Annotated in this window: 25 protein-coding genes and 2 tRNA genes; 14 read left to right on the top strand and 13 right to left on the bottom strand. The window is 58.4% G+C overall.

Going from position 1 to position 25,967, the window contains the following annotated elements; all coding sequences use genetic code 11:
- Positions 1 to 62 precede the first annotated feature (62 nt).
- The gene (locus AC3IX4_RS07615; RefSeq protein ID WP_489259962.1) at positions 63 to 2,384 is read left to right on the top strand and encodes a hybrid sensor histidine kinase/response regulator; all 2,322 of its coding nucleotides are present in this window, start codon (positions 63 to 65) and stop codon (positions 2,382 to 2,384) included.
- Positions 2,385 to 2,393: 9 nt separating this feature from the next.
- Here AC3IX4_RS07615 and AC3IX4_RS07610 read toward each other — a convergent pair whose 3' ends face one another.
- Positions 2,394 to 2,879, bottom strand: a complete 486-nt coding sequence (locus AC3IX4_RS07610) for a glutathione peroxidase (protein ID WP_489259961.1) — start codon at positions 2,877 to 2,879, stop codon at positions 2,394 to 2,396.
- A gap of 13 nt (positions 2,880 to 2,892) precedes the next feature.
- Positions 2,893 to 3,288, bottom strand: a complete 396-nt coding sequence (gene msrB / locus AC3IX4_RS07605) for a peptide-methionine (R)-S-oxide reductase MsrB (RefSeq protein WP_489259960.1) — start codon at positions 3,286 to 3,288, stop codon at positions 2,893 to 2,895.
- 154 nt (positions 3,289 to 3,442) lie between these two features.
- On the opposite strand from msrB, the gene AC3IX4_RS07600 reads away from it, so the two are divergent.
- Together AC3IX4_RS07600 and htpX are read left to right on the top strand one after the other, a co-directional pair.
- Entirely contained in the window at positions 3,443 to 4,654 is a 1,212-nt protein-coding gene (locus tag AC3IX4_RS07600) for a pyridoxal phosphate-dependent aminotransferase (RefSeq protein WP_489259959.1), read from the top strand.
- 214 nt (positions 4,655 to 4,868) lie between these two features.
- On the top strand, positions 4,869 to 5,759 hold the full coding sequence (gene htpX, locus AC3IX4_RS07595; protein WP_489259958.1) for a protease HtpX: 891 nt from the start codon (positions 4,869 to 4,871) through the stop codon (positions 5,757 to 5,759).
- A gap of 112 nt (positions 5,760 to 5,871) precedes the next feature.
- Here htpX and AC3IX4_RS07590 read toward each other — a convergent pair whose 3' ends face one another.
- Positions 5,872 to 6,528 carry a thiopurine S-methyltransferase gene (locus tag AC3IX4_RS07590; RefSeq protein WP_489259957.1) on the bottom strand — a complete coding sequence of 219 codons (657 nt, stop codon included), beginning with the start codon at positions 6,526 to 6,528 and terminating at the stop codon, positions 5,872 to 5,874.
- 103 nt (positions 6,529 to 6,631) lie between these two features.
- On the opposite strand from AC3IX4_RS07590, the gene AC3IX4_RS07585 reads away from it, so the two are divergent.
- Complete coding sequence (locus AC3IX4_RS07585) at positions 6,632 to 7,399, top strand: DODA-type extradiol aromatic ring-opening family dioxygenase (RefSeq protein WP_489259956.1); 768 nt, start codon at positions 6,632 to 6,634, stop codon at positions 7,397 to 7,399.
- A gap of 176 nt (positions 7,400 to 7,575) precedes the next feature.
- Here the strand turns inward: AC3IX4_RS07585 and AC3IX4_RS07580 are convergent, their stop codons facing one another.
- Together AC3IX4_RS07580 and AC3IX4_RS07575 are read right to left on the bottom strand one after the other, a co-directional pair.
- Positions 7,576 to 9,240 (bottom strand): DEAD/DEAH box helicase, encoded by a 1,665-nt coding sequence (locus tag AC3IX4_RS07580; RefSeq protein ID WP_489259955.1) that lies wholly within the window; start codon positions 9,238 to 9,240, stop codon positions 7,576 to 7,578.
- Between the two features lie 361 nt (positions 9,241 to 9,601).
- Positions 9,602 to 10,357, bottom strand: a complete 756-nt coding sequence (locus AC3IX4_RS07575) for a spermidine synthase (protein ID WP_489261242.1) — start codon at positions 10,355 to 10,357, stop codon at positions 9,602 to 9,604.
- Between the two features lie 157 nt (positions 10,358 to 10,514).
- On the opposite strand from AC3IX4_RS07575, the gene AC3IX4_RS07570 reads away from it, so the two are divergent.
- Positions 10,515 to 11,861 carry a class II 3-deoxy-7-phosphoheptulonate synthase gene (locus AC3IX4_RS07570; protein WP_489259954.1) on the top strand — a complete coding sequence of 449 codons (1,347 nt, stop codon included), beginning with the start codon at positions 10,515 to 10,517 and terminating at the stop codon, positions 11,859 to 11,861.
- Between the two features lie 711 nt (positions 11,862 to 12,572).
- Here AC3IX4_RS07570 and AC3IX4_RS07565 read toward each other — a convergent pair.
- The gene (locus AC3IX4_RS07565) at positions 12,573 to 12,806 is read right to left on the bottom strand and encodes a DUF1127 domain-containing protein (RefSeq protein ID WP_489261241.1); all 234 of its coding nucleotides are present in this window, start codon (positions 12,804 to 12,806) and stop codon (positions 12,573 to 12,575) included.
- Between the two features lie 96 nt (positions 12,807 to 12,902).
- Here AC3IX4_RS07565 and AC3IX4_RS07560 point away from each other — a divergent pair, with 96 nt between their 5' ends.
- Together AC3IX4_RS07560 and tam are read left to right on the top strand one after the other, a co-directional pair.
- Positions 12,903 to 13,757, top strand: a complete 855-nt coding sequence (locus AC3IX4_RS07560; RefSeq protein ID WP_489259953.1) for a LysR substrate-binding domain-containing protein — start codon at positions 12,903 to 12,905, stop codon at positions 13,755 to 13,757.
- A 26-nt stretch (positions 13,758 to 13,783) separates the two neighbouring features.
- Positions 13,784 to 14,548 (top strand): trans-aconitate 2-methyltransferase, encoded by a 765-nt coding sequence (tam, locus tag AC3IX4_RS07555; protein WP_489259952.1) that lies wholly within the window; start codon positions 13,784 to 13,786, stop codon positions 14,546 to 14,548.
- A gap of 77 nt (positions 14,549 to 14,625) precedes the next feature.
- On the opposite strand, the gene AC3IX4_RS07550 is transcribed toward tam, so the two are convergent.
- Positions 14,626 to 15,198 carry an elongation factor P gene (locus tag AC3IX4_RS07550; protein WP_489259951.1) on the bottom strand — a complete coding sequence of 191 codons (573 nt, stop codon included), beginning with the start codon at positions 15,196 to 15,198 and terminating at the stop codon, positions 14,626 to 14,628.
- A gap of 48 nt (positions 15,199 to 15,246) precedes the next feature.
- Complete coding sequence (gene earP / locus AC3IX4_RS07545; protein ID WP_489259950.1) at positions 15,247 to 16,380, bottom strand: elongation factor P maturation arginine rhamnosyltransferase EarP; 1,134 nt, start codon at positions 16,378 to 16,380, stop codon at positions 15,247 to 15,249.
- A gap of 140 nt (positions 16,381 to 16,520) precedes the next feature.
- Between earP and AC3IX4_RS07540 the strand changes: the two genes are divergently transcribed.
- The 3 genes from AC3IX4_RS07540 to AC3IX4_RS07530 all read left to right on the top strand — a co-directional run bounded on the left by AC3IX4_RS07540 (position 16,521) and on the right by AC3IX4_RS07530 (position 17,923).
- Positions 16,521 to 16,913 (top strand): hypothetical protein, encoded by a 393-nt coding sequence (locus tag AC3IX4_RS07540; protein WP_489259949.1) that lies wholly within the window; start codon positions 16,521 to 16,523, stop codon positions 16,911 to 16,913.
- Positions 16,891 to 17,397, top strand: a complete 507-nt coding sequence (locus AC3IX4_RS07535; RefSeq protein WP_489259948.1) for a GreA/GreB family elongation factor — start codon at positions 16,891 to 16,893, stop codon at positions 17,395 to 17,397. The genes AC3IX4_RS07540 and AC3IX4_RS07535 overlap by 23 nt, the downstream gene beginning before the upstream one ends.
- A 145-nt stretch (positions 17,398 to 17,542) precedes the next feature.
- Complete coding sequence (locus AC3IX4_RS07530; protein WP_489259947.1) at positions 17,543 to 17,923, top strand: hypothetical protein; 381 nt, start codon at positions 17,543 to 17,545, stop codon at positions 17,921 to 17,923.
- Positions 17,924 to 17,976: 53 nt separating this feature from the next.
- Here AC3IX4_RS07530 and AC3IX4_RS07525 read toward each other — a convergent pair whose 3' ends face one another.
- The 3 genes from AC3IX4_RS07525 to AC3IX4_RS07515 form a co-directional block, all read right to left on the bottom strand.
- A complete protein-coding gene (locus tag AC3IX4_RS07525) occupies positions 17,977 to 19,446 on the bottom strand; it encodes an NCS1 family nucleobase:cation symporter-1 (protein WP_489259946.1) in 1,470 nt (489 codons plus the stop codon).
- Positions 19,447 to 20,053: 607 nt separating this feature from the next.
- Positions 20,054 to 20,129, bottom strand: a tRNA-Phe gene (locus AC3IX4_RS07520).
- Positions 20,130 to 20,298: 169 nt separating this feature from the next.
- A tRNA-Ser gene (locus tag AC3IX4_RS07515) sits at positions 20,299 to 20,388 on the bottom strand.
- Between the two features lie 302 nt (positions 20,389 to 20,690).
- Here AC3IX4_RS07515 and AC3IX4_RS07510 point away from each other — a divergent pair.
- The 3 genes from AC3IX4_RS07510 (at position 20,691) to AC3IX4_RS07500 (ending at position 23,269) form a co-directional block, all read left to right on the top strand.
- Positions 20,691 to 21,380 carry a crotonase/enoyl-CoA hydratase family protein gene (locus tag AC3IX4_RS07510; protein ID WP_489259945.1) on the top strand — a complete coding sequence of 230 codons (690 nt, stop codon included), beginning with the start codon at positions 20,691 to 20,693 and terminating at the stop codon, positions 21,378 to 21,380.
- Positions 21,381 to 21,495: 115 nt separating this feature from the next.
- Complete coding sequence (locus AC3IX4_RS07505) at positions 21,496 to 22,218, top strand: lysophospholipid acyltransferase family protein (protein ID WP_489259944.1); 723 nt, start codon at positions 21,496 to 21,498, stop codon at positions 22,216 to 22,218.
- 79 nt (positions 22,219 to 22,297) lie between these two features.
- A complete protein-coding gene (locus AC3IX4_RS07500; RefSeq protein WP_489259943.1) occupies positions 22,298 to 23,269 on the top strand; it encodes a magnesium and cobalt transport protein CorA in 972 nt (323 codons plus the stop codon).
- Between the two features lie 15 nt (positions 23,270 to 23,284).
- Here the strand turns inward: AC3IX4_RS07500 and AC3IX4_RS07495 are convergent, their stop codons facing one another.
- Positions 23,285 to 24,013, bottom strand: coding sequence for an amidotransferase (locus AC3IX4_RS07495; protein WP_489259942.1), 729 nt, complete (start codon positions 24,011 to 24,013; stop codon positions 23,285 to 23,287).
- Between the two features lie 606 nt (positions 24,014 to 24,619).
- Between AC3IX4_RS07495 and AC3IX4_RS07490 the strand changes: the two genes are divergently transcribed.
- Positions 24,620 to 25,420 carry a c-type cytochrome gene (locus AC3IX4_RS07490; RefSeq protein WP_489259941.1) on the top strand — a complete coding sequence of 267 codons (801 nt, stop codon included), beginning with the start codon at positions 24,620 to 24,622 and terminating at the stop codon, positions 25,418 to 25,420.
- Between the two features lie 68 nt (positions 25,421 to 25,488).
- Here AC3IX4_RS07490 and AC3IX4_RS07485 read toward each other — a convergent pair whose 3' ends face one another.
- Positions 25,489 to 25,821 (bottom strand): ribonuclease E inhibitor RraB, encoded by a 333-nt coding sequence (locus tag AC3IX4_RS07485; protein WP_489259940.1) that lies wholly within the window; start codon positions 25,819 to 25,821, stop codon positions 25,489 to 25,491.
- Between the last annotated feature and the right edge of the window lie 146 nt (positions 25,822 to 25,967).

Raw genomic sequence — 25,967 nt, 5'->3', positions numbered from 1 at the left:
CGACAGCGCAGTGTGATCGGCTATGCTTGGCGGCGCTCGGATGAGGATTCGGCCCATTGTCCATGGATATCAAGTTCACCCATCGACTGTCCTATAAGCAGGCCCGACTAACGGTGCTGGTCGGCTTCGTCATCGGCTTTCTACTCAGCCTCATCCAGATCTGCATCGATTATGCCAGCGAAGACGCCTCTATCAACCGCGAGATGCTGTCGCTGCTGGAAATCAGCCATAACCCCGCCTCCCGCATCGCTTATAACATTGATGAAGAGCTGGCCAAGGAACTGACCCTGGGCCTTATGCAATCGCCTGCCATTATTGGCGTGCGGCTGACCGACAACAACAGCAATGTGCTGGCCAACCTCCAGCGCCCACGCCAGCAAAGCAATTTTCGCTGGATCAGCGACTTCCTGTTCGATGAAACCCGGCGCTTCGAGGATCGTCTTTATCTGAACCACCGCCCCAGAGAAACCCTGGGCACCCTTAACCTTGAAGTGGACACCTACGTCTTTGGATCGCGATTCTTGCGCCGGGCAGAAATCACACTGCTCAGCGGCTTTACCCGCAGCCTGATCCTCACGGGTATTTTGCTGGGATTGTTCTATGTAATGCTGACCAAGCCACTGGTCAAAGTCATCAGCGCCTTGAGCAGCAGCGACCCGCGCGCCCCCAATCCGACCAAGCTCCCCTTCCCGCCCGGCCACGAAAACGACGAAATCGGCGTACTGGTCAAGGTCGCCAACCGCCAGTTCGTGACCATGACCACGGAAATCCAGCAACGGCGCAACGCTGAAAACCGCCTGAACGAATACTTGAGTGAGCTTGAAGACCGGGTTTCAACCCGCACCAACGAGCTCAAGACAATCAACACTCGTCTGAGCCAATCCAATCAAGAGTTGGAAAGCGCTCGCCGCGTGGCGCTGGATATGGCACAGACACGCTCGGCCTTCCTGGCCAACATGAGCCACGAGATACGCACACCGCTCAACGGCCTGCTGGGCATGCTCGCCCTGTCGCTGGACAGCCCGCTTAACGCCGAACAGCGCCAACAACTGTCGATTGCCCACGACTCAGGCAAGGTACTGGTGGAGCTGCTGAACGACATTCTGGACCTGTCCAAATTCGATGCCGGGCAATTGGAGCTCGAACGCATCCCCTTTGACCTGGGCGCCTTGGTCGAGGACACCACCAACCTGCTGTCGCAAAATGCCGCACCCAGCGTAGAACTGACCTGCCTGATCGACCCGAACTTCCCGTCCATGGTGCTGGGCGATCCGACCCGGGTCCGGCAAATCGTCAGCAACCTGCTCTCCAATGCCTTGAAGTTCACCCGTTTTGGCCGAGTTGATGTGCGCCTGAGCAGTTACCCTGGTGGCGTTCGGATCGAGGTATGCGATACCGGTATCGGTATCCCGCGTGACGCTCAGGTCAAGATATTTCAGCCATTCACTCAGGCCGCCGCTGGCATCACTCGCCAATTCGGCGGTACAGGGCTTGGGCTGGCATTGACGCACAACCTCAGCGAAGCCATGCAAGGGCATTTGAGCATTAGTTCCGAGGCCGGGTTTGGTAGCCAGTTTCGCGTCGAGTTGCCGCTGCCCTCGCATACGCGGGCAATACCACCGACGCCTCTCAAGGGTCGCGTGGTAAGTGTCAGCAATGCCGGCAGTGGTTTGGCGGAATTGCTTGACAGCCTGTTGCCAGGCTGGGGGCTCAATTACCGACGCTATGACACCGACACCTCTCTGGCCGGCCTGGCCCCGGACCTGCTGATCACCGACTGCGTGGAATGCTTGCCCGCACTGCGCGCCGCTGTCAGCGCCCCGATCCTGCTGATTACCGCGTATGGCAATTTCCTGCCGGGTGAACAAGCCTCTGCCCTTTCGCCCCTGCAACAGCAGGCGCGCCCCTTGGCGAGGAATGCGCTTTACCAAACCTTGCGACGGACACTGCAGACTGAAGAGCCACCTGCTGTCGACCCCGTCACTGGCCAGCCGACGCAGGAGCTTAGAGCCAGGATCCTGCTGGTTGAAGACAACCCGGTGAATCAGCTAGTCGCCAAGGGCATGCTCGGCAAGCTGGGGTGCGAAGTGATTATTGCAGGTCACGGGGGAGAAGCACTGGAGCGCTTGGAGCACACCGAGTTCGATCTGGTACTGATGGACTGCAACATGCCCGTCATGGACGGCTACGAGGCCAGTCGGCAGATTCGCCGCAGCGGGCGCTGGCCGCAGTTACCGATCATCGCCCTGACCGCCAATGCCATGCCCGAAGAGCGCGAGCGCTGTCGAGCCGCGGGCATGAGCGATTACCTGGCCAAGCCGTTTCGTCGCGAAGAGCTGATCACCCTGATCGACCACTGGGTAACCCTGCCAGGCATGCGCTAGCCTGGACCACTATTTGAGCAGGGCTTCAATCTCGTCGCTCAGGTCTTCTGGCTTGGTGGTCGGTGCGAATCGCTTGATCTGCTTGCCCTGGCCATCCATCAGGAACTTGGTGAAGTTCCACTTGATGCCCTGGGAACCCAGCAATCCGGGGGCCCGGCGCTTCAGCTCGACGTAGAGCGGGTGCGCGCCATTGCCATTGACTTCGATTTTGCGAAACAGCGGAAAACTCACGCCAAAATTCATTTCACAGAATTGCGAGATCGCACGCTCGTCTCCCGGCTCCTGCTTGCCGAACTGGTTGCAGGGGAACCCCAGCACCACCAGCCCTTGGTCCTTGTAGCGCTGCCAGAGCGCTTCCAACCCTTTGTATTGCGGGGTAAAGCCGCACTGGCTGGCCGTATTGACCACCAGCAACGCCTTGCCGGAAAAATCGGCCAGGGTTTTCTTCTCCCCGGCAATAGTGGTGCACGGAATGCTCAGCAGTTTTTCTTCCATGGCGCAGCCCCCTTTACTCGCGTGGTTCAAGGTTCAGACAGACCGAGTTGATGCAGTAACGAAGACCGGTCGGTGGTGGGCCATCTGGAAAGACGTGACCCAAGTGGGCATCGCACTTGGCGCAGACGACTTCGGTGCGAACCATCCCGTGGCTGACATCGCGAATCTCGACCATGGCGCTGGCGCCGATCGGCTCGTAAAAGCTCGGCCAACCGCAACCGGAATCGAACTTGGCCTTTGAATCGAACAGCGGTTCGTTGCAGCAGACACAGTGATAGACACCCGCGACCTGGGTGCCGTTGTACTTGCCACTGAACGGCCGTTCCGTGCCCTTGAGGCGACAGACCTGATATTGCTCAGGATCGAGCATGGCGCGCCATTCATCTAGGGTTTTATCGATCTTTTCCATGGGAGCACCTCGGCAGCTGAAAAAGCCCGATCTGTCTCTTTTCCACGGATCGGGCGGCACGTATGATTGCGCCTTTACAGGCGTCACGCCAAACGCATTTAACACTGATTATACGGCGCAATGCGCGGCGATCTTTTCTAGTCGGGATCAAATCATGCAGTTCAGCAAATCGAACAAGCTCGCCAATGTCTGCTATGACATTCGCGGCCCGGTGCTCAAGCACGCCAAGCGCCTGGAAGAGGAAGGCCATCGCATCCTCAAGCTGAATATCGGCAACCCGGCCCCGTTTGGTTTCGAGGCCCCCGACGAGATTCTCCAGGACGTTATCCGCAACCTGCCGACCGCACAGGGCTATAGCGACTCCAAAGGCCTGTTCAGCGCGCGCAAGGCCGTGATGCAGTACTACCAGCAGAAGCAGGTCGAAGGTGTCGGCATCGAAGACATCTACCTGGGCAACGGCGTTTCCGAGCTGATCGTGATGTCGATGCAGGCCCTGCTCAACAATGGCGACGAAGTCCTCATCCCGGCCCCGGACTACCCCTTGTGGACCGCCGCCGTCAGCTTGTCCGGCGGCAACCCGGTGCACTATCTGTGCGACGAGCAGGCCAACTGGTGGCCGGACCTGGACGATATCAAGGCCAAGGTCACCAGCAACACCAAGGCCATGGTCATCATCAACCCGAACAACCCGACCGGCGCCGTCTACCCCAAGGAAGTGCTGCTGGGCATGCTGGAAATCGCCCGCCAGCACAATCTGGTGGTGTTCTCCGACGAGATCTACGACAAGATTCTCTACGATGAAGCCGTGCATATCAGCACTGCCTCGCTGGCCCCGGACGTTCTGTGCCTGACCTTCAACGGCCTGTCCAAATCGTATCGGGTGGCAGGCTTCCGTTCTGGCTGGGTCGCCATTTCCGGGCCCAAGCACACCGCCCAGAGCTATATCGAAGGCATCGACATGCTGGCGAACATGCGCCTGTGCGCCAACGTGCCGAGCCAGCACGCCATCCAGACCGCCCTGGGCGGCTACCAGAGCATCAACGACCTGGTGCTGCCGCCTGGCCGCCTGCTGGAACAGCGCAACCGCACCTGGGAGCTGCTCAACGACATTCCCGGCGTCAGTTGCGTAAAGCCCATGGGGGCGCTGTACGCCTTCCCACGCATCGACCCGAAAATCTGCCCGATCCACAACGACGAGAAATTCGTACTCGATCTGTTGCTGTCGGAAAAACTGCTGATTGTCCAGGGTACCGCTTTCAACTGGCCGTGGCCCGACCACTTCCGCGTGGTCACACTGCCGCGGGTCGATGACCTGGAACAGGCCATTGGCCGAATCGGCTCGTTCCTCAAGTCTTACCGCCAGTAATCTCCCTTCGCCCCTCTTCCGAGCCAGGAAGAGGGGCGCATTCGCTGTCTTTATCCGCCTGCTGTCTCTCGGCGCCCAGCGTTCGGGTGGCTCAACTGCGTCTAGAATCGATCTAAGACACAGTTTGAAATAGTCCCTCGGTTGAATAGCCGTGGGCATCGCCTTATATACCCGCATACGCTACATCTTTATCCGTGAGGAGAACGTAACAACCATGATGCGCATTCTGCTGTTCCTGGCCACTAACCTTGCGGTAGTGCTGATCGCCAGCCTTACCCTGAGCCTTTTCGGCTTCAACGGGTTCATGGCGGCCAACGGCGTCGATCTCAACCTGAACCAACTGCTGCTATTCTGCGCCGTGTTCGGCTTTGCAGGCTCGCTGTTCTCGCTGTTCATCTCCAAGTGGATGGCGAAGATGAGCACCAGCACCCAGGTGATCACTCAGCCTCGCACTCGCCATGAGCAATGGCTGCTGCAGACCGTCGAACAGCTGTCTCGCGAAGCCGGTATCAAGATGCCGGAAGTCGGTATCTTCCCTGCCTACGAAGCCAACGCGTTCGCCACTGGCTGGAACAAGAACGACGCCCTGGTCGCTGTCAGCCAAGGCTTGCTCGAGCGTTTTTCGCCCGACGAGGTCAAGGCGGTACTGGCCCACGAGATCGGCCACGTTGCCAACGGCGACATGGTGACCCTGGCACTGATCCAGGGCGTGGTGAACACCTTCGTGATGTTCTTCGCGCGCATCATCGGCAATTTCGTCGACAAGGTGATTTTCAAGAACGAAGAAGGCCAGGGCATCGCCTATTACATCGCCACCATCGTGGCGGAGCTGGTGCTCGGTATCCTGGCAAGCTGCATCGTGATGTGGTTCTCGCGCAAACGCGAATACCGTGCCGATGAAGCCGGTGCCCGCCTGGCAGGCACCAGCGCCATGATCGGCGCACTGCAACGGCTGCGCTCCGAACAGGGCGTACCGGTGCACATGCCCGATACGCTGAACGCCTTCGGCATCAACGGCGGCTTGAAGCACGGCCTGGCTGGCTTGTTCATGACCCACCCGCCGCTGGAAGACCGCATTGAAGCGCTGATGCAGCGCCGCGGCTGATCTGTAGCCGCTGCCGAAGGCTGCGATGCGCCCCGCCAGGGGCGCCAACGCGAATCCCGCGCCCGCTCTGCGGTGGTCCGGCATTCCGGCGATCGCAGCCTATCGGCAGCGGCTACAGCCCCTCAAGCCGATACACCCGCTCCTGTAAACGGCTAACCCCTGCCTGCACAAACTTCCAGCTTTCGCCCAGAACGTCTTCGCACTGCAACTCGGTGAGCTGCCATCGCCCAGCCATCAACGCCTGAACCTCTGCATCCGGCACCGAAAAAGGCGGGCCATCGATCTGCGACTGGTCGTAGTCCAAGGTGATAAGCAAGCCCTTGCATTGCTTGGGCAAACACTCGGCCAGGTGCTGCGTATAGCGCTGGCGCATGGCCGGTGGCAAGGCGATCAGAGCGGCGCGATCATACAGCCCCACACAATCGGCCAGATGCTGAGCAGTCAGGGCAAAGACATCACCGCACCACAACTCCACCGCACCCGCACGGAACACCTTGAAGTCGCCCTGCTGGGACTGTTCAGGGGTCAGGTCGTGCTCACGAAAAAAATCCTCGATCGCCTTCTGCGACAACTCGACACCCAACACTCGCAAACCCTGGCTGGCCAGCCAGGCCAGATCCAGGCTCTTGCCGCACAGCGGTACCAGCACTTGGGAGCCTGCGGCAATGCCCAGGCCTGGCCAGTGCGCTTGCAAGTAGGGATTCACGTGCCCGAGGTGAAATCCGATTTGCTCAGTTTCCCAGCGTTTGTGCCAAAAGTCCGGCTGCATGTTTGACTCCAATAAATTCGATCAAAAGACACGAAAACTTATATTAGATTTAGATCAATGATCTGCCCGAAGATAGGCCTATCTTAACGCTCAGGACCCACCCATGCTGCCTAGCCTGTTTATTTCCCATGGTTCTCCCATGCTCGCCCTGGAGCCCGGCGCCAGCGGCCCTGCCTTGACGCGCCTGGCCGCTCAACTGCCGCGCCCCAAAGCAATCGTGGTGGTTTCGGCCCATTGGGAAAGCCATGATCTGCTGGTATCCAGCCACCCCAGCCCTGCCACCTGGCACGATTTTGGCGGTTTTCCCCGGGAACTGTTTGCCGTCCAATACCCCGCCCCCGGTGATCCCATCCTGGCCGGCGAGATCGCCGCACTGCTGACGGCCGCAGGCCTACCTGCCCAACTGGACGCCGAGCGGCCGTTCGACCACGGCACCTGGGTCCCGTTGTCGCTGATGTACCCACAGGCCGACATTCCTGTCGTGCAGGTATCGCTGCCCAGCCAGGCCGGCCCACAGCTGCAACAGAAAGTAGGCCAAGCCTTGGCCAGCCTGCGCGCTCAAGATGTTCTTCTGATCGGCTCTGGCAGCATCACCCATAATCTGGGCGAGCTTGATTGGCGAGCGGGACCGGAAAGCATCCAGCCCTGGGCCAAGGCCTTCCGCGACTGGATGGTCGAAAAGCTTGCCTCCAACGACGAGGCCGCGCTGCTCGACTACCGCCGCCAGGCCCCTTCTGCCGTGCGCAGCCACCCCAGCGACGAACACCTGTTGCCCTTGTATTTTGCCATGGGCGCCGGTGACCACTTCTCTCTGGAACACCAAGGGTTCACCCTCGGCGCCCTGGGAATGGACATCTACCGTTTCGACTGACTCCCTGTAGGAGCCGGGTTTACCCGCGATGAATGCACCGCGGTGCATCAGGCAAACCGCGGTGCATTCATCGCGGGTAAACCCGGCTCCTACAGATGGCCGAACCGCAGTGATTTGGCAAAAAACCGGCAAAAAAAATCCCCGAACCAGTCGGGGATTTTTTTATTCAGCGAGGATCAATCTTCGCGATAACGGCGCAGCTTCAGCTGCTTACCGGCAACGCGAGTGTCCTTGAGCTTGGCCAGCAGACGCTCCAGACCTTCTTCCGGCAGCTCGACCAGGCTGAAGCTATCGCGCACCTGGATGCGACCGATTGCTTCGCGGGCCAGGCCGCCTTCGTTGAGGATGGCACCCAGCAGGTTCTTCGCGGCAATACCGTCGCGAGCACCCAGGGCGGTACGGCAACGCGCACGGCCTTCACCCAATGGCACGGGCGCACGACGCTCACGCTCACCACGATCTGGACGATCACCGGTGGTACGCTCACGCGGCGCGCTGTTTGGCACCAGCGGCTGCTCACGCTCAACGGCTTCCAGGGTCAGGGCCTGAGCGTTGGTAGCTTTGCGCAGCAGGGCTGCGGCCAGGGCACGCGGGCTGCAACCGATGTCAGCAGTCAGGCGATCCAGCAGATCACCATGAGTCGCTTCAGCATCGCCAACCAGCGGCGCCAGGCTGTTAGTCAGCTTCTTGATGCGGGCATCCAGAACGGCTTGAGCGTTCGGCAGGCGAACTTCAGCTACTTTCTGGCCAGTTACACGCTCGATCACTTGCAGCATGCGGCGCTCGCGAGGCGTCACCAGCAGCAGCGCACGGCCTTCGCGACCAGCACGGCCGGTACGGCCGATACGGTGAACGTAGGACTCTGGGTCGTACGGCATGTCCACGTTGAAAACGTGGGTGATGCGCGGTACGTCCAGGCCACGGGCAGCAACGTCGGTCGCAACAACGATGTCCAGGCGGCCATCCTTGAGCGATTCGATAACGCGCTCACGCTGGTTCTGGGCAATGTCACCGTTCAGGGCAGCAGCCTTGTAGCCTTTGGCTTCAAGGGCGCTGGCCAGGTCCAGGGTCGCTTGCTTGGTACGCACGAATGCGATCAGGGCGTCGAACTCTTCCACTTCCAGCAGGCGCAGGACAGCGGAGGTTTTCTGGTCAGCGTGAACCAGCAGGTGAGCCTGCTCGATCGCGGTAACGGTCTGAGTCTTGGTCTGGATCTTGACGTGTTTCGGGTCACGCAGGTGACGCTCGGCGATCGCACGGATCGACTGCGGCAAGGTGGCCGAGAACAGAACAGTCTGACGGGTTTCAGGCATGGCCTTGAAGATGACTTCCAGGTCATCCATGAAGCCCAGCTTGAGCATTTCGTCGGCTTCGTCCAGCACCAGGTGGTTAACAGTGGCGAGGACTTTCTCGTCGCGACGCAGGTGGTCGCACAGACGGCCAGGGGTAGCGACGACGATTTGCGCGCCGTTGCGGATGGCTTTCAGTTGTGGGCCCATCGGGGCACCACCGTATACAGCTACCACGGTAACGCCTGGCATTTGCTTGGCGTAGGTTTCGAATGCGGTAGCAACTTGCAGCGCCAACTCACGAGTTGGCGCCAGGATCAGGGCTTGCGGCTCGCGCTTGCTCGGGTCGATGCGATGCAGGATTGGCAGAGCGAAGGCAGCGGTTTTACCGGTACCGGTCTGCGCCTGGCCGATCATGTCATGACCGGCAAGAATAATCGGGATCGATTGTTGCTGAATGGCCGACGGCTCTTCGTAGCCGGTGGCGATTACTGCTGCAACAATACTCGGGTGAAGTTCGAGAGCGGCGAAGCCGCCGAGTTCCTGGGTCATGGGTCTGCCTCTAAGTGCATCCGCAAAGACCCATGCTCCAAAGCTGCGCATGCCTTGTAAGACTCGGAAGAGTCACCCTGGCAGCTTTGTCGGCGGGGATTTGCGAAAACGATTGAATGAAGGAACGTCAAGGAGAGTCCGTTGTGCGGACACGCAGCCGAAGTTGTCTTCGGGAAATTGCACTACCTTTTACGTTGGTCCGATAAAAGACCGGCGCGCACTATACCCGAAATCGAGAATTGCGACATGGTTTTTTATCGGAAACAGGCAGGTAACGCCTTTGTAACTGAAGACGTTACCGGCAATGGGTGCGGTAGCGCTTCCCATTGCGATATGAAGGGCTAAATCGGCTCACCGCCGATCAGGTCGCTGGTCGAATATCCTTGATCAGCGACTCCAGGGAATATCCCAGTTGCGGCATCAAAATGCTAGCCCGTTCGTTGAGGCCGTCCAAGTCCAACGACTGATCCAGATCCGCCGGCACCAGCACGATCACATTGCCCTCCTTGACCGGCAGCTCCCAATAATGGCGGTGATACAAGCCGCGCAACAAGGCAGCGCCCAGTGGCTTGCCATCGTCGCCGGCCCACTGGTTGATCACCAGCCAACCACCCGGGTTGAGTTTTTTCTGGCAATCCTCCAGAAAGCGCCAGGCCAGGTGTGCGACGTTGGGCCCGTGATCGGTGTAAAGGTCGACGAAGATCAGGTCGGCGGTCTCGGCGCTGTTCAGCAACTCCAACGCATCACCGATGCGGATATACAGCCGCGGGTCGTCGTCCAGGCCCAGGTATTCGATGGCCAGGCGCGGCACGTCGGGGCGCAGTTCGATGGCCTCGATGTCGTCCAGCGGCAAAAATTTCATGCAGGCCTGGGTCAAGGTACCCGCCCCAAGCCCCAGGAACAGCGCGCTTTCCGGTTGCTCATGGCACAGGGCACCAATCAGCATGGCCCGGGTATAGTCATATTCCAGCCAGCTAGGGTCCGCAGTGAAGGTGCAGCTCTGCTCGATGGCCTCGCCGAACTCAAGAAAGCGATAGTCGCCGACCTCAAGCACCCTGATCGTGCCAAAGTCGTCGTGCACTTGCGCAAGTACACGCTCCTCGCGTTCCACTGTCATCTCATCACCCAAGGCAAAACGACAATTGTCCGCGAGCAGCGCGGGCAGGTCACGCATTAATTGAAGGCAACTGCCTTGCCCCTTGCAAGTGCGCAAGGCCCTGCGGCTGCGCCAGTGCTAACATGGCGCCTCGATCCCAAGAAAAACCGAGCCTGTGATGAGCCAACCCTGGAGCCCCGAAAGCTGGCGCGCGCTGCCGATCCAGCAGCAACCTGCCTACCCCGACGCCGCACATCTGCTGCACGTCGAGCAAACCCTGGCCAGCTACCCTCCCCTGGTGTTTGCCGGCGAGGCCCGGGAGTTGCGCAGACAGTTTTCAGAAGTGACACAGGGCCGAGCGTTTTTGCTGCAGGGCGGCGACTGCGCCGAAAGCTTCGCTGAATTCTCGGCCGCGAAAATCCGCGACACCTTCAAGGTGCTCCTGCAGATGGCGATCATCATGACCTTCGCCGCAGGTTGCCCGGTGGTCAAGGTCGGCCGCATGGCGGGCCAGTTTGCCAAGCCTCGCTCAGCCAATGATGAAACCATCACGGGGATAACGCTGCCGGCCTATCGCGGCGACATCGTCAATGGTATTGGCTTTGATTCCACCAGCCGCGTGCCCGATCCAAGCCGCCTGCTCCAGGCTTATCATCAGTCCACCGCCACCCTTAACCTGCTGCGTGCCTTTGCCCAAGGCGGCTTTGCCGACCTGCATCAAGTACACAAATGGAACCTGGACTTTATCGCCAACTCGGCCCTGGCCGAGAAATACAGCCAACTGGCTGACCGTATCGACGAAACCCTGGCGTTCATGCGCGCCTGTGGCATGGACACCTCGCCACAGCTTCGGGAAACCAGCTTTTTCACCGCTCACGAAGCGTTGCTGCTCAATTACGAAGAAGCCTTCGTGCGGCGCGATAGCCTGACCAACGACTACTACGACTGTTCGGCGCACATGCTCTGGATCGGCGACCGCACCCGCCAACTCGACGGCGCCCATGTGGAGTTCCTGCGCGGCGTGCACAACCCGATCGGGGTCAAGGTGGGCCCGAGCATGAACACCGAGGACCTGATCCGCCTGATCGACATCCTCAACCCGGATAACGATCCGGGCCGCCTGAACCTGATCGTGCGCATGGGTGCCGGCAAGGTGGGTGATCACCTGCCAGGCCTGATCCGCAGCGTCGAACGCGAAGGCCGCAAGGTGCTCTGGAGCTCCGACCCGATGCACGGCAACACCATCAAGGCCAGCAGCGGCTACAAGACCCGCGATTTCGCTCAGATCCTGAGTGAAGTGAAGCAGTTCTTCCAGGTACACGAAGCCGAGGGCAGCTATGCCGGCGGTATTCATATCGAGATGACCGGGCAGAACGTCACTGAATGCATCGGTGGTGCTCGCCCTATCACTGAAGATGCGCTGTCAGACCGCTACCACACCCACTGCGACCCGCGCATGAATGCCGACCAATCGCTGGAGCTGGCCTTCCTGATTGCCGAGACACTCAAGCAGGTCAAGCGTTAAACCGCCGCGGCTCGCTGTAGGAGCTGGCTTTAGCCGCGATGAACGCACCACGGTTTGCCTGATACACCGCAATGCCCTCATCGCAGCCAAGCAGGCTGTGTGAAAACTCCGACAAAAGTCGACCCACTCAAAAAACGACCTCCTGTAATCGCGTACACGCGACGATCGACTAGTCGGGAGGGGGTCAAGTACCCCCTAAATCAACCAAATTTTGAGTTTTCACACAGCCTGCAAGGCTGGCTCCTACCGGTTGCGCGATGGCCACGCCGCGGTGTATCAGGTAAACCGCAGTGCATCCATCGTGGCATAGGTATCTACACAATTCTGGGGCAGCGCGGCTCTTGTAGCCGCTGCCGAGGTACGAGGCTGCGATCGGCGGCGAAGCCGTCGTAAATTCAGGCCCTTCGGTGTGCCTGATGGATTACGGTCTCAGGTTTTACGGCCGCTTCGCTGCCGATCGCAGCCTCGTACCTCGTCAGCGGCTACATTCGTAGCAGTAGACGAGTTCAGCGAGGCCAGGTCCGGGGACGTAGTCCTCGCAAAGCCTGTACTCGCGGTGTATCTGAATACTGAAGTGCCAGGTTTTACGACTGCTGCGCAGCCGGACGTGGCCTCGTTCTACTCGTCCACTGCTACGAAATGCAGTACACCAAAAGATGTGTAGATACCTATGTCCATCGTGGTGGTCCGGCACTCCGGTAAAGCCAGCTCCTACCGGTTAAGCGGGTCGTCCCAGAAGGGGCGCTCGGTCTCTTCCTGGATGTCGGCACGGCTCAAACCAATGTCCTTGAGTGCGCTGTCGCTCATCTGAGCCAACTCACGACGCTGACGTGCCAACTCATGCCAGCGGGCAATATGGCCAACCAGCCACATGACCCCCTGAGTTAGAGAAACGCCGGCCAGTGGCAGTTTGTGAACCAGTACAAAACCTTTTTGACCTTTCATCATTTCGCCCTCCAGTTGGGATGGCTCAAGTGTCTCGTCGGGCATAAGATCAATCCAACGAATCTTTCTTATGCAATACATCTCGGAGATTGATGAATGTCTCAGTATCAGGCCATTGATTCCGAAGTCCTGCGCACCTTTGTCGCCATCGCTGACCAAGGCGGCTTTACCCGCGCGGCAGAGACGGTTAACCGCACCCAATCGGCTGTCAGCATGCAAATGAAGCGCCTGGAAGAGGACATTCTCCAGCGCCAGCTATTCCAGCGCGACGGCCGCCAGGTTCGCCTGACCGCCGAAGGCCAAGTGCTGCTTGGCTATGCTCGGCGCATCCTGAAATTGCACAGTGAGGTGTTCAACACCCTGCGAGAACCGCATATGGTTGGCCTGGTGCGCATTGGCACACCCGACGACTACGCCATGCGTTTTTTGCCGGGAATTCTGTCGCGCTTTGCCCAGGCCTACCCCTTGGTGCAAGTGGAGGTCCATTGCGAGAGCTCCAAGCAGTTGATGCTGCGCCAGGATCTGGACCTGACCATCGTCACTCGCGAGCCCGGCAGCGAGATTGGCCAATTGCTGCGTAGCGAGCGCTTCGTCTGGGCCCAGGCCAACGGCTTCTGCCCCCACGAACAAAGCCCGATTCCCCTGGCCATGTTCAACAGCGATTGTTTTTGCAGGCTTTGGGCGTGCAATGCCCTGGATGCCATGCAGAAGGACTATCGGGTGGCCTACACGAGCCCGAGCCTGGCGGCCATCATGGCGGTGGTCAGCGCCGGCCTTGCCGTGACTGCGCAACTGCAGAGCCTGATTACGCCAGACCTGCGCGTCCTGGGTGAAGCAGAGGGGCTGCCGCAGCTACCGATGGCCAGTGTGATGCTGCTGCGTAACGCCTCGACCCAATCGCCAATGACCGAGTGCCTGGCCGAACACATTGCCGAAGGTTTCAGGCTTTAAACGCCTGCACCGCGCAAGGAGCCACGATGCCCTGGTCCGCCCAACAGTATTCGGCCTTTGAATTGCAACGAACCCGCCCGGTGATTGATCTGGTTGCGGCCATCCCCACTGAACAGGTGGCCACGGCGATCGACCTGGGGTGCGGCCCCGGCAACTCCACGCAAGTGCTGGCGAGACGTTTCACCGGCGCCCAGGTGACCGGGCTGGATTCATCGCAGGATATGCTGGCTGCCGCGCGCAAGCGCCTGCCCGAACAGCAGTTTGAACTGGCCGATATCGCCACCTGGAATCCTGTCGCCACGTTTGATGTGATTCTGGCCAACGCCTCGCTGCAATGGGTGCCTGACCACGCCACGCTCTACCCCAGACTAACCCGTCTGCTCAACGAAGGCGGCAGCCTGGCGACCCAGACCCCGGATAACCTGCAAGAGCCCGCTCACCAACTGTTACGCGAGATCGCCGCTGACGGACCTTGGGCCGACAAAATCGCCCACATCCGCCACCCGGCCAGGCACACGCCGGATTTTTACTACTCTCTGCTAAAACCGCACTGCCGTAAGGTCGATGTCTGGCGTACGACTTACTTTCATGCCTTGGCCGGTGGCGCCACAGCGGTAGTGGAATGGTTCAAGGGCACCGCCGTGCTGCCGTACCTTGCCCCGCTGGAGGCAGGCGAACAAACAGCGTTTCTTGAACGCTACCTGCAAGCCATCACTCAAGCCTATCCGGCGCTGACCGATGGCACCGTACTGCTGCCCTTCCCGAGGCTGTTTATCGTCGCCACCCGTTAAAATCGGCTGACCGTCGCCCACAAAAAAGCCGGGCCACTGTGCAGTGGCCCGGCTTTTGGGTGACGCAAGGTTTGCAATTAAACCTTGGCGCGGCCTTTGTAGGAGCCGCCATCACGGGTGTCGATCTCGATCCAGTCGCCGATCTCGATGAAGTCAGCAACGCTCAGCTCGGTGCCGTTCTTCAGTTTGGCAGGCTTCATGACCTTACCGGAAGTGTCGCCACGAGCCGAACCTTCGGTGTAGTCAACCTGACGCACGATGGTGGTCGGCAGCTCAACGGAAACCAGACGCTCTTCAAAGAATACGGCTTCGCAGACGTCGGTCATGCCTTCTTCAACGAAAGGCAGAACAGCTTCGATGTCTTCTGCGTTCAGCTCGTACATGGTGAAATCGGTGGTGTCCATGAACGTGTAGCTGTCACCGCTGATGAAGGACAGGGTCGCTTCTTTGCGGTCCAGGATCACGTCGTCCAGCTTGTCGTCGGCGCTGTAGACGATTTCAGTCTTGTAGCCGGTCAGCAGGTTTTTCAGCTTGGTCTTCATGATCGCGCTGTTACGGCCCGACTTGGTGAACTCAGCTTTCTGAACCAGCCATGGGTCGTTTTCCAGACGGATCACGGTACCGGGTTTCAGTTCTTTACCAGTTTTCATTGCGAATATCCGAATTTTGGATGGATTTACAAAAATCTAGGCCGCGTATCATATCCAATTTCGGTAAAACTGTACCAGCGCCGCGGCAAGATCCGGCTGGGTGGCCTGTTGCTTGCACCAGTTTTCCGCATGCGCAGCCAGCTCCGGCCAGTGTTTCAGCACTTCTCGCCAACCGCCCGCCATGTCGCGATCCATGTTCCAGGCCCGCCACAATTCGGTCAGCGCCTGGGCCGCAGGTGCTGACAGCCCTCGGACATAGAGCACCAGGAAGGCTTCGAGCTTTTCCCAGTGGGCATATTCTTCCTGGATATAGATATGCCAGAGCAGCGGTCGCCCCGCCCACTGTGCCCGCACGAAGGAATCTTCTCCGCGTACCGCATTAAAATCGCAGCACCACAGCAGACGGTCGTAATCGGTCTGGCTGATAAACGGCAGGATTTGCACCGTCAGATTGCCGCGAACCTGAATGTCACCCGCAGCAAGGCTCGATACGTCTAGCCAGTTGCTCACATCCCCCAGCACGCGGCCTTCCGGCACCAACAGATGGTTGGGCCGGGTGTCTTCGGCCAGCGCCGTTAACCAGCCGCCCAGCGTGTGGTTTTCATAGGCGAACAACGAAATCAGCCGAGCATCGGCCAACGGCTGCACCCCAAGGGTTGCCAGAAAGGCTTGCTGTGCTGGCTTGTCCTGTTGGAACTGCTCGCGGCTCGCCAGCAATCCGGCTTCGCGCAACAGGCCGCCTGTACCGGCTTCAAATCCCGGAAAGAAAAAATACTTGCGCAGCCCATTTGGCTGAGGTGACGGCAAACCATGGCAGCCAGCAACCCAGTCCTCGGCACTGAGGTAATCCAGGTTCAGCCACAGGGGTGGCTGGGTACGGGCTTTCATGGCCTCGACATAGGGAACCGGCAGCTGGCACGCAAAGGCCCCGATCACCACATCGCCAGGTTGAGTCGGGCACCAATCCCGAGGCCAGTGACACACCTGCACGCCTTGATGGTGCTGCGTCAACGCCGTCGGATCGGCCTCTGGGCAGATCCGCACGAAGGCCTTCACATCATCGACCCACAGCCGCACGGCGAACCCATGCTCGGCCACCAGTTGCCGCGCCAACCGCCAAGTCACGCCGATATCGCCGTAATTATCGACAACGCTGCAGAAAATATCCCAGGAGACCTTCATAGGGGGCACCACCGACCGCGAAAAAACGCCGATTGTCCGGCTAAATCAAACACGACAAAAGCCCCGCAGCCGATTAAAAGCAGCGCCAGAAGTGCGACAATCGGCTCACTCCGATTCGAGCGCTCTGCCAGGAGGCGGCCATGCCCTATCGTCCACGTCGTCGCGTGCTGTATATCACCCTTAATCCATTGCATTTGACCGGCTCCATTGCCTTGGGGATCTGGCTGGGTTTTGTCGCTATCGTGGCAACGGCTTGGCTTGCCTATAAGCTGCTATTCAATACCACCTCCTTGCCCATTGGCCAGGCCGGCCTGGAACCGCAAAGCCCAGCGATCACCCAACCGGCGCCGCAAAGCCCGATGTTCGATCAGTACCAGCAAAACCTGAACAAACAGGCCCAGCAACAAGCCAATGAACAAGCGCTTTCCAACGAGCGTAACCAATCCAATCCCAAGTGCCAGTTCTGGCTACAACAGAACCGCACTGCCCCCACCGAAAAGAGCCAGGCAAATGTCAGCAAGTTCTGTGAATAAACGGGATAAACAACAGTTGCTGCAGTCGATCATCGACAAGCTGGTGGTGGACCTGGACGTGGCCCAGCGAGCGGCGCAAACCGCCTACGAGGCCGCCACCGCCGAAGAGAACATTGCCGAAAACAAGTACGACACCCTGGGCCTGGAAGCCTCTTACCTGGCCACCGGGCAGGCCCGGCGCATGGAGGAAATTCGCCACTCACTGACTCATTACCAGAGCCTGGTCCTGCGCGACTATGATGAGGCACTGGGGATTGAAGTCAGCGCCTTGGTCACATTGCGGGCAGACAATGGCCAGCACCAGCACCTGTTTTTGGGCCCTGATGCCGCCGGGTTGAAAATCCTCCTGGCGGATGGCCTGGTCACAGTCATCACCTCGCGCTCGCCGCTGGGGCAGGCGCTACTGGGCAAATTCGAAGGTGATGAGGTGCAGATCAATGTCGCAGGCGTCGTTCAACACCATGAGATCGTGGGCGTGGTCTGAGCGCCGTCCGAGCAAAAGAGATCAGATTATTCCCTTCAATCACAAAGATCTGACCTACGCTTACACCCCGTCGCCAACGCGTTGACGCTCAGCGTCAACGCACTTATCAGTAAGTGTCATCATCCCCATTTATTCAGGAAATCCCATGACCAGACTCTCCGTTCAGTCGGGCGACTTCTTGCAAGGTGAAGGCGAGTACAGCAACGGATCGCTCACGCTCAAGACAACCCGAAGCCCCTACCCTGGGGAAACGATTTCGCTGACACGCATCAAGGACATCAAGATCGCCAGCCAGGAATCCACCAAAAGCCTGGGAAGCGCCATTGGCTGGGGCGTGGCCGGTGCTTTGGTCGCGGGGCCCATTGGCCTGCTGGCCGGTCTGTGGCTGGGCGGCAAGGAAGAGGAAGTGACCTTTGTCGCCACCTTCAAGGATGGCCGCAAGTTAATGGCGGTGACCGACAGCAAAACCTATTCGAAGATAGCCGGAAATTGGAAACGCCGGGGGCTGAAAACTCAAAACCCCTGAATGTGCAGGGGTTCAGAAAAGTCGTTTGGTGCAGCCTCTGGGGCTTATGACTTTTAACCCAACGTCGACATCACCGTCGCCTTGCGACTTGCCGCCACATGGATGAATGCTCCGCCGACGGCACCGATCAGCCACCCCCAGTCGCCGATATTAACGATCATCCCGAACGCACCCAGCAACGCCAACCCGATCGACAGACTTCCCGAAACAATCAGTGCAAACAAGGCCCTGGTGTTCCAGCCACCCTCGAAATACAACGAGCCATCAGGAGACAGGGTGTACAGATCGTCCAGATTGATAATCTGCCGTTTCACCAGATAGTAGTCCGCGACCATGATGCCGAACATCGGCCCCAACACGGCGCCGAAGACACTGACGAAGATCGTGATCGCCTGCGGACTCGACACGAATAGCCATGGGCAGACCAGCACCGACAGGATTGAGGCGATAAAGCCACCCATCCTGAAGTTGATTTTCTGTGGCGCAAGGTTGGCAATGTCATAGGCTGGCGAGACGAAGTTGGCAACGATATTGATACCCATCGTCGCGATGATGAACGTGATGGCGCCGATGATCGAGACGATGGGGTTATTGATTCTTTCAACGATCAAGACGGGGTCCATGATGGCCTCGCCGAACACTTTCATCGACCCGCCCGTCACAATCACCGTGATGATTGCAAACAGGATGAAATTAACCGGAAGGCCCCAGAAGTTGCCCTTTTTCATCACTGACTCGCTCTTGGCAAAGCGTGAAAAATCGCCAAAGTTCAGCAGCAGTGCAGCAAAGTACGCGACGATCAACATCGCGGCGTTAGCCATCAGGCCGATCGACTCAAGGCCTGTGAATTGGTTGTCGGACAGCTGCATCGTGAAGCTCTCCATGCCGGTCTTGGAGATCATCCAGCCGGCCAGCACAAACATGACCAGATAGACAATCGGCCCGCAGAAATCGATAAATTTGCGAATCGATTCCATCCCGGCCAGGAAAATCACCAGTTGAAAGAACCACATGAAAGCGAAACTCATCCACCCCAGCGTGGAAAGGCCCAACAGGCTCGTGTGGGTAAGCTCTACTGCCGAGGGCATTAACGTGATAACCAGCACCTGCACCGCCTTGGAGGCGAAATACGTCTGCACGCCGTACCAGACGATTCCTACTATCCCGCGCACGCTCGCGGCGAGATTGGCCCCCATGATGCCGAAAGCCAAGCGCGCAACCACAGGAAAGGGAATGCCGTACTTTTGCGACGGCCTGCCGATCAGGTTCATCAAAAAGTAGACAATCGTGATCCCGATGGTCATTGAGAGTAAAACCTGCCAACCCGCCAGCCCAAGAAAGAACAGGCTGGCTGCAAAGGTATAGCCGCCTACCGAATGGACGTCGGACATCCACATCGCAAAAAGGCTGAACGTCCCCCAGGTTCGTGCTTCCGGTTGCGTGGGTGCGAGATCCTGGTTATAGAGCTGGGAGGGCACTCTCGGGATGACTTCCACCGAGGCTTGGTGTGTGTCGATAGACATTGGCGCGCTCCCCATGTGTTTCGCACTCTGGAATGAGGCGTGCAGGGAGGACGCTGTTGCCAAGCGTCTTCTGCCTAACCAGGCTCGGTACGATAAGTAGCAGCATAGACAATCATCAGATGTAGGAGCCAGGCTTGCCTGCGATGAAAACAACACGGTCTGGCTGATACACCGCAGCGTGGCCTATCGCAGCCAAGGCTGGCTCCTACCTGACGGCGGCACGACGCTTGACTGTAGGAGCCGGGTTTACCCGCGAGGCGTCGCGCCTGATACCCCGCGATGCGCTCATCGCAGCATAGGTATCTACACAACTCTGGGGCAGCGCGGCTCTTGTAGCCGCTGCCGAGGTACGAGGCTGCGATCGGCGGCGAAGCCGTCGTAAATTCAGGCCCTTCGGTGTGCCTGATGGATTATGGTCTCAGGTTTTACGGCCGCTTCGCTGCCGATCGCAGCCTCGTACCTCGTCAGCGGCTACATTCGTAGCAGACGCCAAAAGATGTGTAGATACTTATGCTCATCGCAGCCAAGGCTGGCTCCTACCTGACGTGGGCCTGCCCAGAAAGCAAAAAGCCTCAGCGCATGGCTGAGGCTTTTTGTTCGGTATTAGTGGTGCCCAGAGACGGAATCGAACCGCCGACACGGGGATTTTCAATCCCCTGCTCTACCGACTGAGCTATCTGGGCCGCGGCGAAATTAAACGTTTTTACGGCTGAGGCGTCAAGCACGAAATCAAAAAAAACCAATAAATACCTATGCTTACGATTATCTAAAACGTGGAAAAACCGTCTGGGATTTTTCCAGAAACGCAGAAACGAAAAAGCCCTGAATAATCAGGGCTTTTTCGTTCAAATGTGGCGGTGAAGAAGGGATTCGAACCCTTGATACAGTTTCCTGTATACACACTTTCCAGGCGTGCTCCTTCAGCCACTCGGACACTTCACCGTTTTCTCTTCAAACTGTTCGTCTGTCGAGGCGCGCTAATGTAGTCGAAAGGTCTTCTAATGGCAAAGGTTTTTTTCAGAATTTTCATGTGCTTAAGCGACTTGTTCAAAAATTAGCCAATGCTCTAGGGCAACAAGGCAAAGCCGCCAATCTATATTGGCCTTCGGCCTTGCAGAACACCTCTGCCCTGTAATCCCGTGGTCGGCAGCCACCGAGGCTGACTGGTCAGTCAGTCACAGCGCTTTACCTGGCCATGGCCGCTGGGTAACGTCTGTTGCAATTCAACTTCTAGGAACCCTGCCATGAGTGAGCTGATTGCCTATCAACTGGAAGACGGTATCGCCACCCTGACCCTGTGCAACGGTAAGGTCAACGCGATCTCCCCCGATGTTATCGCCGCCTTCAATGCCGCTCTCGATCGTGCCGAGCAGGACCGCGCCGTGGTGATCATTACGGGCACCCCAGGCATTTTGTCCGGTGGCTATGACCTCAAGGTGATGACCAGTGGCCCGCAGCAAGCGGTAAGCCTGGTGACCGCAGGTTCCACCTTGGCACGACGCCTGCTGTCGCACCCCTTCCCTGTCATTGTTGCCTGCCCAGGCCACGCCGTGGCCAAGGGGGCTTTTTTGCTGCTGTCCGCCGATTACCGCATCGGCGTCGAAGGCCCCTTCAGTATTGGCCTGAACGAAGTGCAGATCGGCATGACCATGCACCACGCCGGTATTGAGCTTGCCCGTGACCGCCTGCGTCGCTCGGCTTTCCATCGCTCAGTGATCAATGGCGAAATGTTCGACCCGATCAGTGCTGTGGACGCAGGCTTCCTCGATAAGGTTGTCAGTGTCGAACAGTTGCACGCCGAAGCCCTGGCGGCGGCCCGACAGTTGAAGAAGATCAATATGACCGCACACCGCAACACCAAGCTGAAAGTACGCAAAGCGCTGCTCGAGACGCTGGACAACGCCATTGTTCTTGATCAGGAACATCTGGCCTAAGAACACCGTTGAGGTCTTGCAGGAGCGCCCTTGAGCGCTCCCGCGCCTCAGTAACTCCCACCACACTTCCAAGCCTGTGTACACTCGCCGCCTTTCTTAAAGGTGGGGCGTTTCAATGCTTTTTGTCATCCGCATGCTGCTACTGGGGCTGCACTTCCTGGTGGCCGGTGTGCTGGGCTTGCTGGTCGGGCTGTGCCGCCCCTTCAACCCGGACAACAGCCGACTGTGCGCGCGGCTGTATAGCTGGCCATTTGGCTGGATCGTGCCGCTGCGTATTGAAGCGCAAGTGAAGACGCTGTTCGACCAGCCGCCTGGCTGCGTGATCATCGCCAACCACCAATCCAACTACGATCTGTTCGTGCTGGGCAAGGTGGTGCCGCCCCGCACTGTCTGCATCGGCAAGAAGAGCCTCAAGTGGGTACCGCTGTTCGGCCAGTTGTTCTGGCTGGGCGGCAATATCCTGATTGAACGGGGCAATGCCCAACAGGCGCGCAAGGCCATGCAGACCACGACTCGCACCCTGCAACAGGCGGCGACGTCCATCTGGGTATTTCCCGAAGGCACGCGCAACCCGGGCGAGCAGTTGCTGCCTTTCAAGAAAGGGGCGTTCCAGATGGCGATTGAAGCGGGTGTGCCGATCGTGCCGGTCTGCGTCAGCCGCTACGTCGATGGCCTGAACCTCAATCGCTGCAAGCGCGAGCGAGTCATCATCCGTTCGCTGGCCCCCATCCCGACTGCTGGCTTGACCCAAGAGGATATGCCGGCGCTGATCGAGCAATGCCGCCAACAGATGCAGCAGTGCATCGATAGCATGCAACATGAGCTGAATCTGGCCTGAACCCTGCCGACTTTGGCCACTCTCAAGTGGCAGGCCAAGCTAAGATGCTTGTCACTGCCACCTGAATAAGCGAACAACCATGGGTCGAGTCGTCGCTGCCGCTGTTTATAGCGCCGGTAAAAAAGTCACCAATATCAGTATTGACGAGGGTGCCCAGTGGGCCCGCAAGCCTGGCCACTTCGTCTGGATCGGGCTGGAGGAGCCCAACGCACAAGAGCTTGCCAACCTGCAGTGCCAATTCAACTTGCATGAACTGGCCATCGAAGACGCGCTGGAGCAACACAGCCGGCCGAAATTGGAAACCTTCGGTGACGCCCTGTTTATCGTCACCTACTCGCCGGTGCGACGCGAAGGCAAATTGCAGTTTATCGAGACTCATATCTTTGCTGGCAAAGGCTATATCATCACCTGCCGCAATGGGCACTCCGCTTCGTACTCGTTGGTGCGACAACGCTGTGAGGCACGACCGCTGCTGCTGGAGCATGGCGAAGACTTCGTGCTGTATGCCTTGCTCGACTTTGTGACGGAAAACTACCAGCCGGTCAGCGAAGCGATTCACGGCGAGATCGAGCAACTGGAAGCCAGCGTGCTGGGTGGTGCACTGAATGAAGCCGATATCCAGCGCATTCACAGCCTGCGCCGCGACATCTTGCGCTTGCGCCGCTATGTAGCACCGATGGTAGAGGTCAGCGAAGAACTGCAACGCCTGGACTTCCCGTTTATCGACAAGAACATGGCCCCCTATTTTCGCGATGTGGAGATTCATGTCACTCGGCAAATGGAAGACTTGGCGACGATACGCGATATCGCCGGCCAAACCATCGAGATTGGCTTGCTGCTGGAAGCCTCACGGCAAAGCATTGTGCAGCGCAAGTTTGCCGCCTGGGCGGCAATCCTCGCCTTCCCCACCGCCGTGGCCGGCATCTACGGCATGAACTTTGAGAACATGCCGGAGCTCACCTGGCATTACGGCTATTTTGCCGTGCTGGGCGCCATCGGCCTGGGATGTACCGGGCTTTACGCCAACTTCAAGCGCTCCGGCTGGCTCTAACGCTAAGCAAGCGGCTCAGGAAGTGGCAGCGTCGGGTTTGTGCGCGACAAAACGCATCATCCACTCTGCCACGGTTTCGCCTTGGTGTTGTTGATCCAGGCTGGCCACGCCCTTCTGATACACCTGCTCGCCCAAATGTTGCTGGCGCAGCTCCAGTAGGGCCCGGGAATAATCGTGAATAAATTCCGGGTGGCCCTGGAAGCACAACACTTGGTGATTGATGTGAAAGGCCGCGTACTGGCAAAAATCGCTCGAAGCGATGACCGTAGCATTCTGAGGAAGTGCAGTGACCTGGTCCTGATGGCTGATCAATAGAGTCAGGTCCTCGACCGCTGGGGTCATCCACGGGGCCTGTTCTGCCAGGGTGTATCGGTGAGTGCCAACACCCCAGCCCTGCGTGGCGCGCTCTGTTTTACCGCCCAATAGCAGTGCCAGCAGTTGATGGCCAAAACAGACGCCGATGAGTTTATCGCCTGCCTCGTAACGCTGGAGCAGGTAAGTCTTGAGCGTTTGAATCCAGGGGTCGCTGCCGAAAGAATCGGCTTTGCTGCCGGTTACCAGATAGGCGTCGAATGTCGACTCATCAGACGGATAATCACCGTTCATGACGTTGAAGGTGGAGAACTGGGCGGCAATCGGCTGGCGGGCAAATAATTTTTCAAACATCCGTCCATAGCCCTGGTATTGCTCGACCAGTTCGGGCCGCAGGACGTCGGTTTCCAGGATGCAAATGCGTAACGACATAAAAATACCTGACACAACGTAGGCGAAAGTGCCCTTAGAGCCTGCCTTGATTGAGGGTTGCAAGGCAAGCCCCTCGCCGCACTTGTGGCCGCCGTCACAAAAGCTGCGTTAGACTGACGAACGGTAGCTTGCTAAGGAGTACAGTTCTCAATAAGCCAAGGTGTCTAGTTAAGGCATGCTGATGCGCCATTATTTAGCCTCATAGCTAATAGCCTTAACCAGCTAACGGTTAAAGACAAAATGGTTCTAAGCAAGCAGTGACGCGAGCCCTAATGTTAATCATGCATCATCACTCTTGATGAAACGCGCACCCGCTATCGGGATCGTTAAAGCAACAGGCAGCAAACGCCGCACACCCTTGTTTACAGGCGACGGCAACCAGGAATAACAACAAAAAAGGCAGCCAGCCATGTTCAAGCAATCAAAAGTACGCCAAGCCGGACTCATCGTTTTTGCCACTACCCTGCTGTTGATTCTGCCGAATCTGACCCGATTATTCGGTTAATTCAGCGGCATGCCAACGCACGCCCTCAATTTGACTCGGCGTACTACCGAGCCTGGGCCTTGTGTGCCCGTCTGTCGGTTCGACCTGATGGAGACTGGCCTATGCGCATTTGTTTTGCCCTGCTCGCCGCACTGTTGAGCACTCCGGTACTCGCCGCTCAATTGACCCTGGACCTGGGGCAAGGCACCAAGACCTGGCAAACCAGCGCATTGCTTAAACACCCGCAAGCCCAGTCGGTGATCATCAACCAAGACGTCTCTTATAAAAGAACCATGCGCTATCGCGCAGTCCCCTTGGCTGTACTGCTCGAAGGCATCAAGCCTCAGGATCACCTGCAGGGCGTCGCATCCGATGGTTTTGCCGCTGAAATGCCGGCAGCGCCACTATTGAGCAATGGGCCGGCGCGAGCGTGGCTTGCCGTTGAAGACCCCGCTCATCCCTGGCCCGCACTGGGCCTGGGCAAACCGAGTGCCGGGCCGTTTTATCTGGTCTGGACTGACCCGCAAGCCGGCCATATCAGTGCCGAGCAGTGGCCCTTCCAACTCGCCAGCATCCGCAGGCTTGCGCCGGTGGCCGAGCGTTTTCCGAAAATGCGCCCCGACCCTGCGCTGGCAGTCGATGACCCGGTCAACCAGGGTTTCGCCCTGTTCCAGAAAAACTGCTTGGCCTGCCATCGCCTCAACGGCGCTGGCGATGCGCAAATGGGGCCGGACTTGAATATCCCGCACAGCCCTACCGAATACTTAAGCGGCGATTACCTGCGCCACTACATCCGCGACCCGCAAAGCCTGCGCCAATGGCCACAAGCCAAGATGCCAGGCTTCAGCAGCCAGGCGCTGCCCGAGGCCGACCTGGACTTGCTGATCGGCTACCTTAAACACATGGCAGCGCGACGCCCCTGATCCTTTTTCATTCTGTGTAAAGCACAACGGCCAACCCTAGGGTTGGCCGTTGTGTCGGGTTTACACATTCATGCCTGAGGGCGTCCGACCTCATGTTTGACGCCCCACCCCTCGATTTCTCCACCGAGGGGCTCGATGACCGCCTCGAAATCATGCTCAAACTCACCGATGCCGCCATAGGTGGCGTACATCACCTTGCTCAATTCCAGGTGCCAGACACCGTCATCGCGTTTACTAACCTGTGCATTCAGTGACTCTCCACGAAACTTGCCCGCAGCCCTGCGTGCCTGGTGCTCATCCGGGAACACGGCATAAAACTCGATAGGATGGATACGGGCAAAGTCGAAACCGCCTTCTTTCATGCGGCGCAGCACGCTGCTGCTGATGTCTTCTGTGCTCATGAATCGTCCTCCTCAATACCGATGGATAGACTTTCAGTGCTTCCACAACCTGCCGTACACAAAAGACGCGCAGGTTGACGACTGGAACAAGCATGGAGCTGACAAGACCGGGTCGTTGCGAGTAAATCGTCGATCCCGATTGCAGA

The sequence above is a fragment of the Pseudomonas sp. KH_021 genome, from assembly GCF_057838865.1.
Note: the sequence above shows the minus strand (reverse complement) of the source record. Positions and strands in the feature narration are given on the sequence as shown.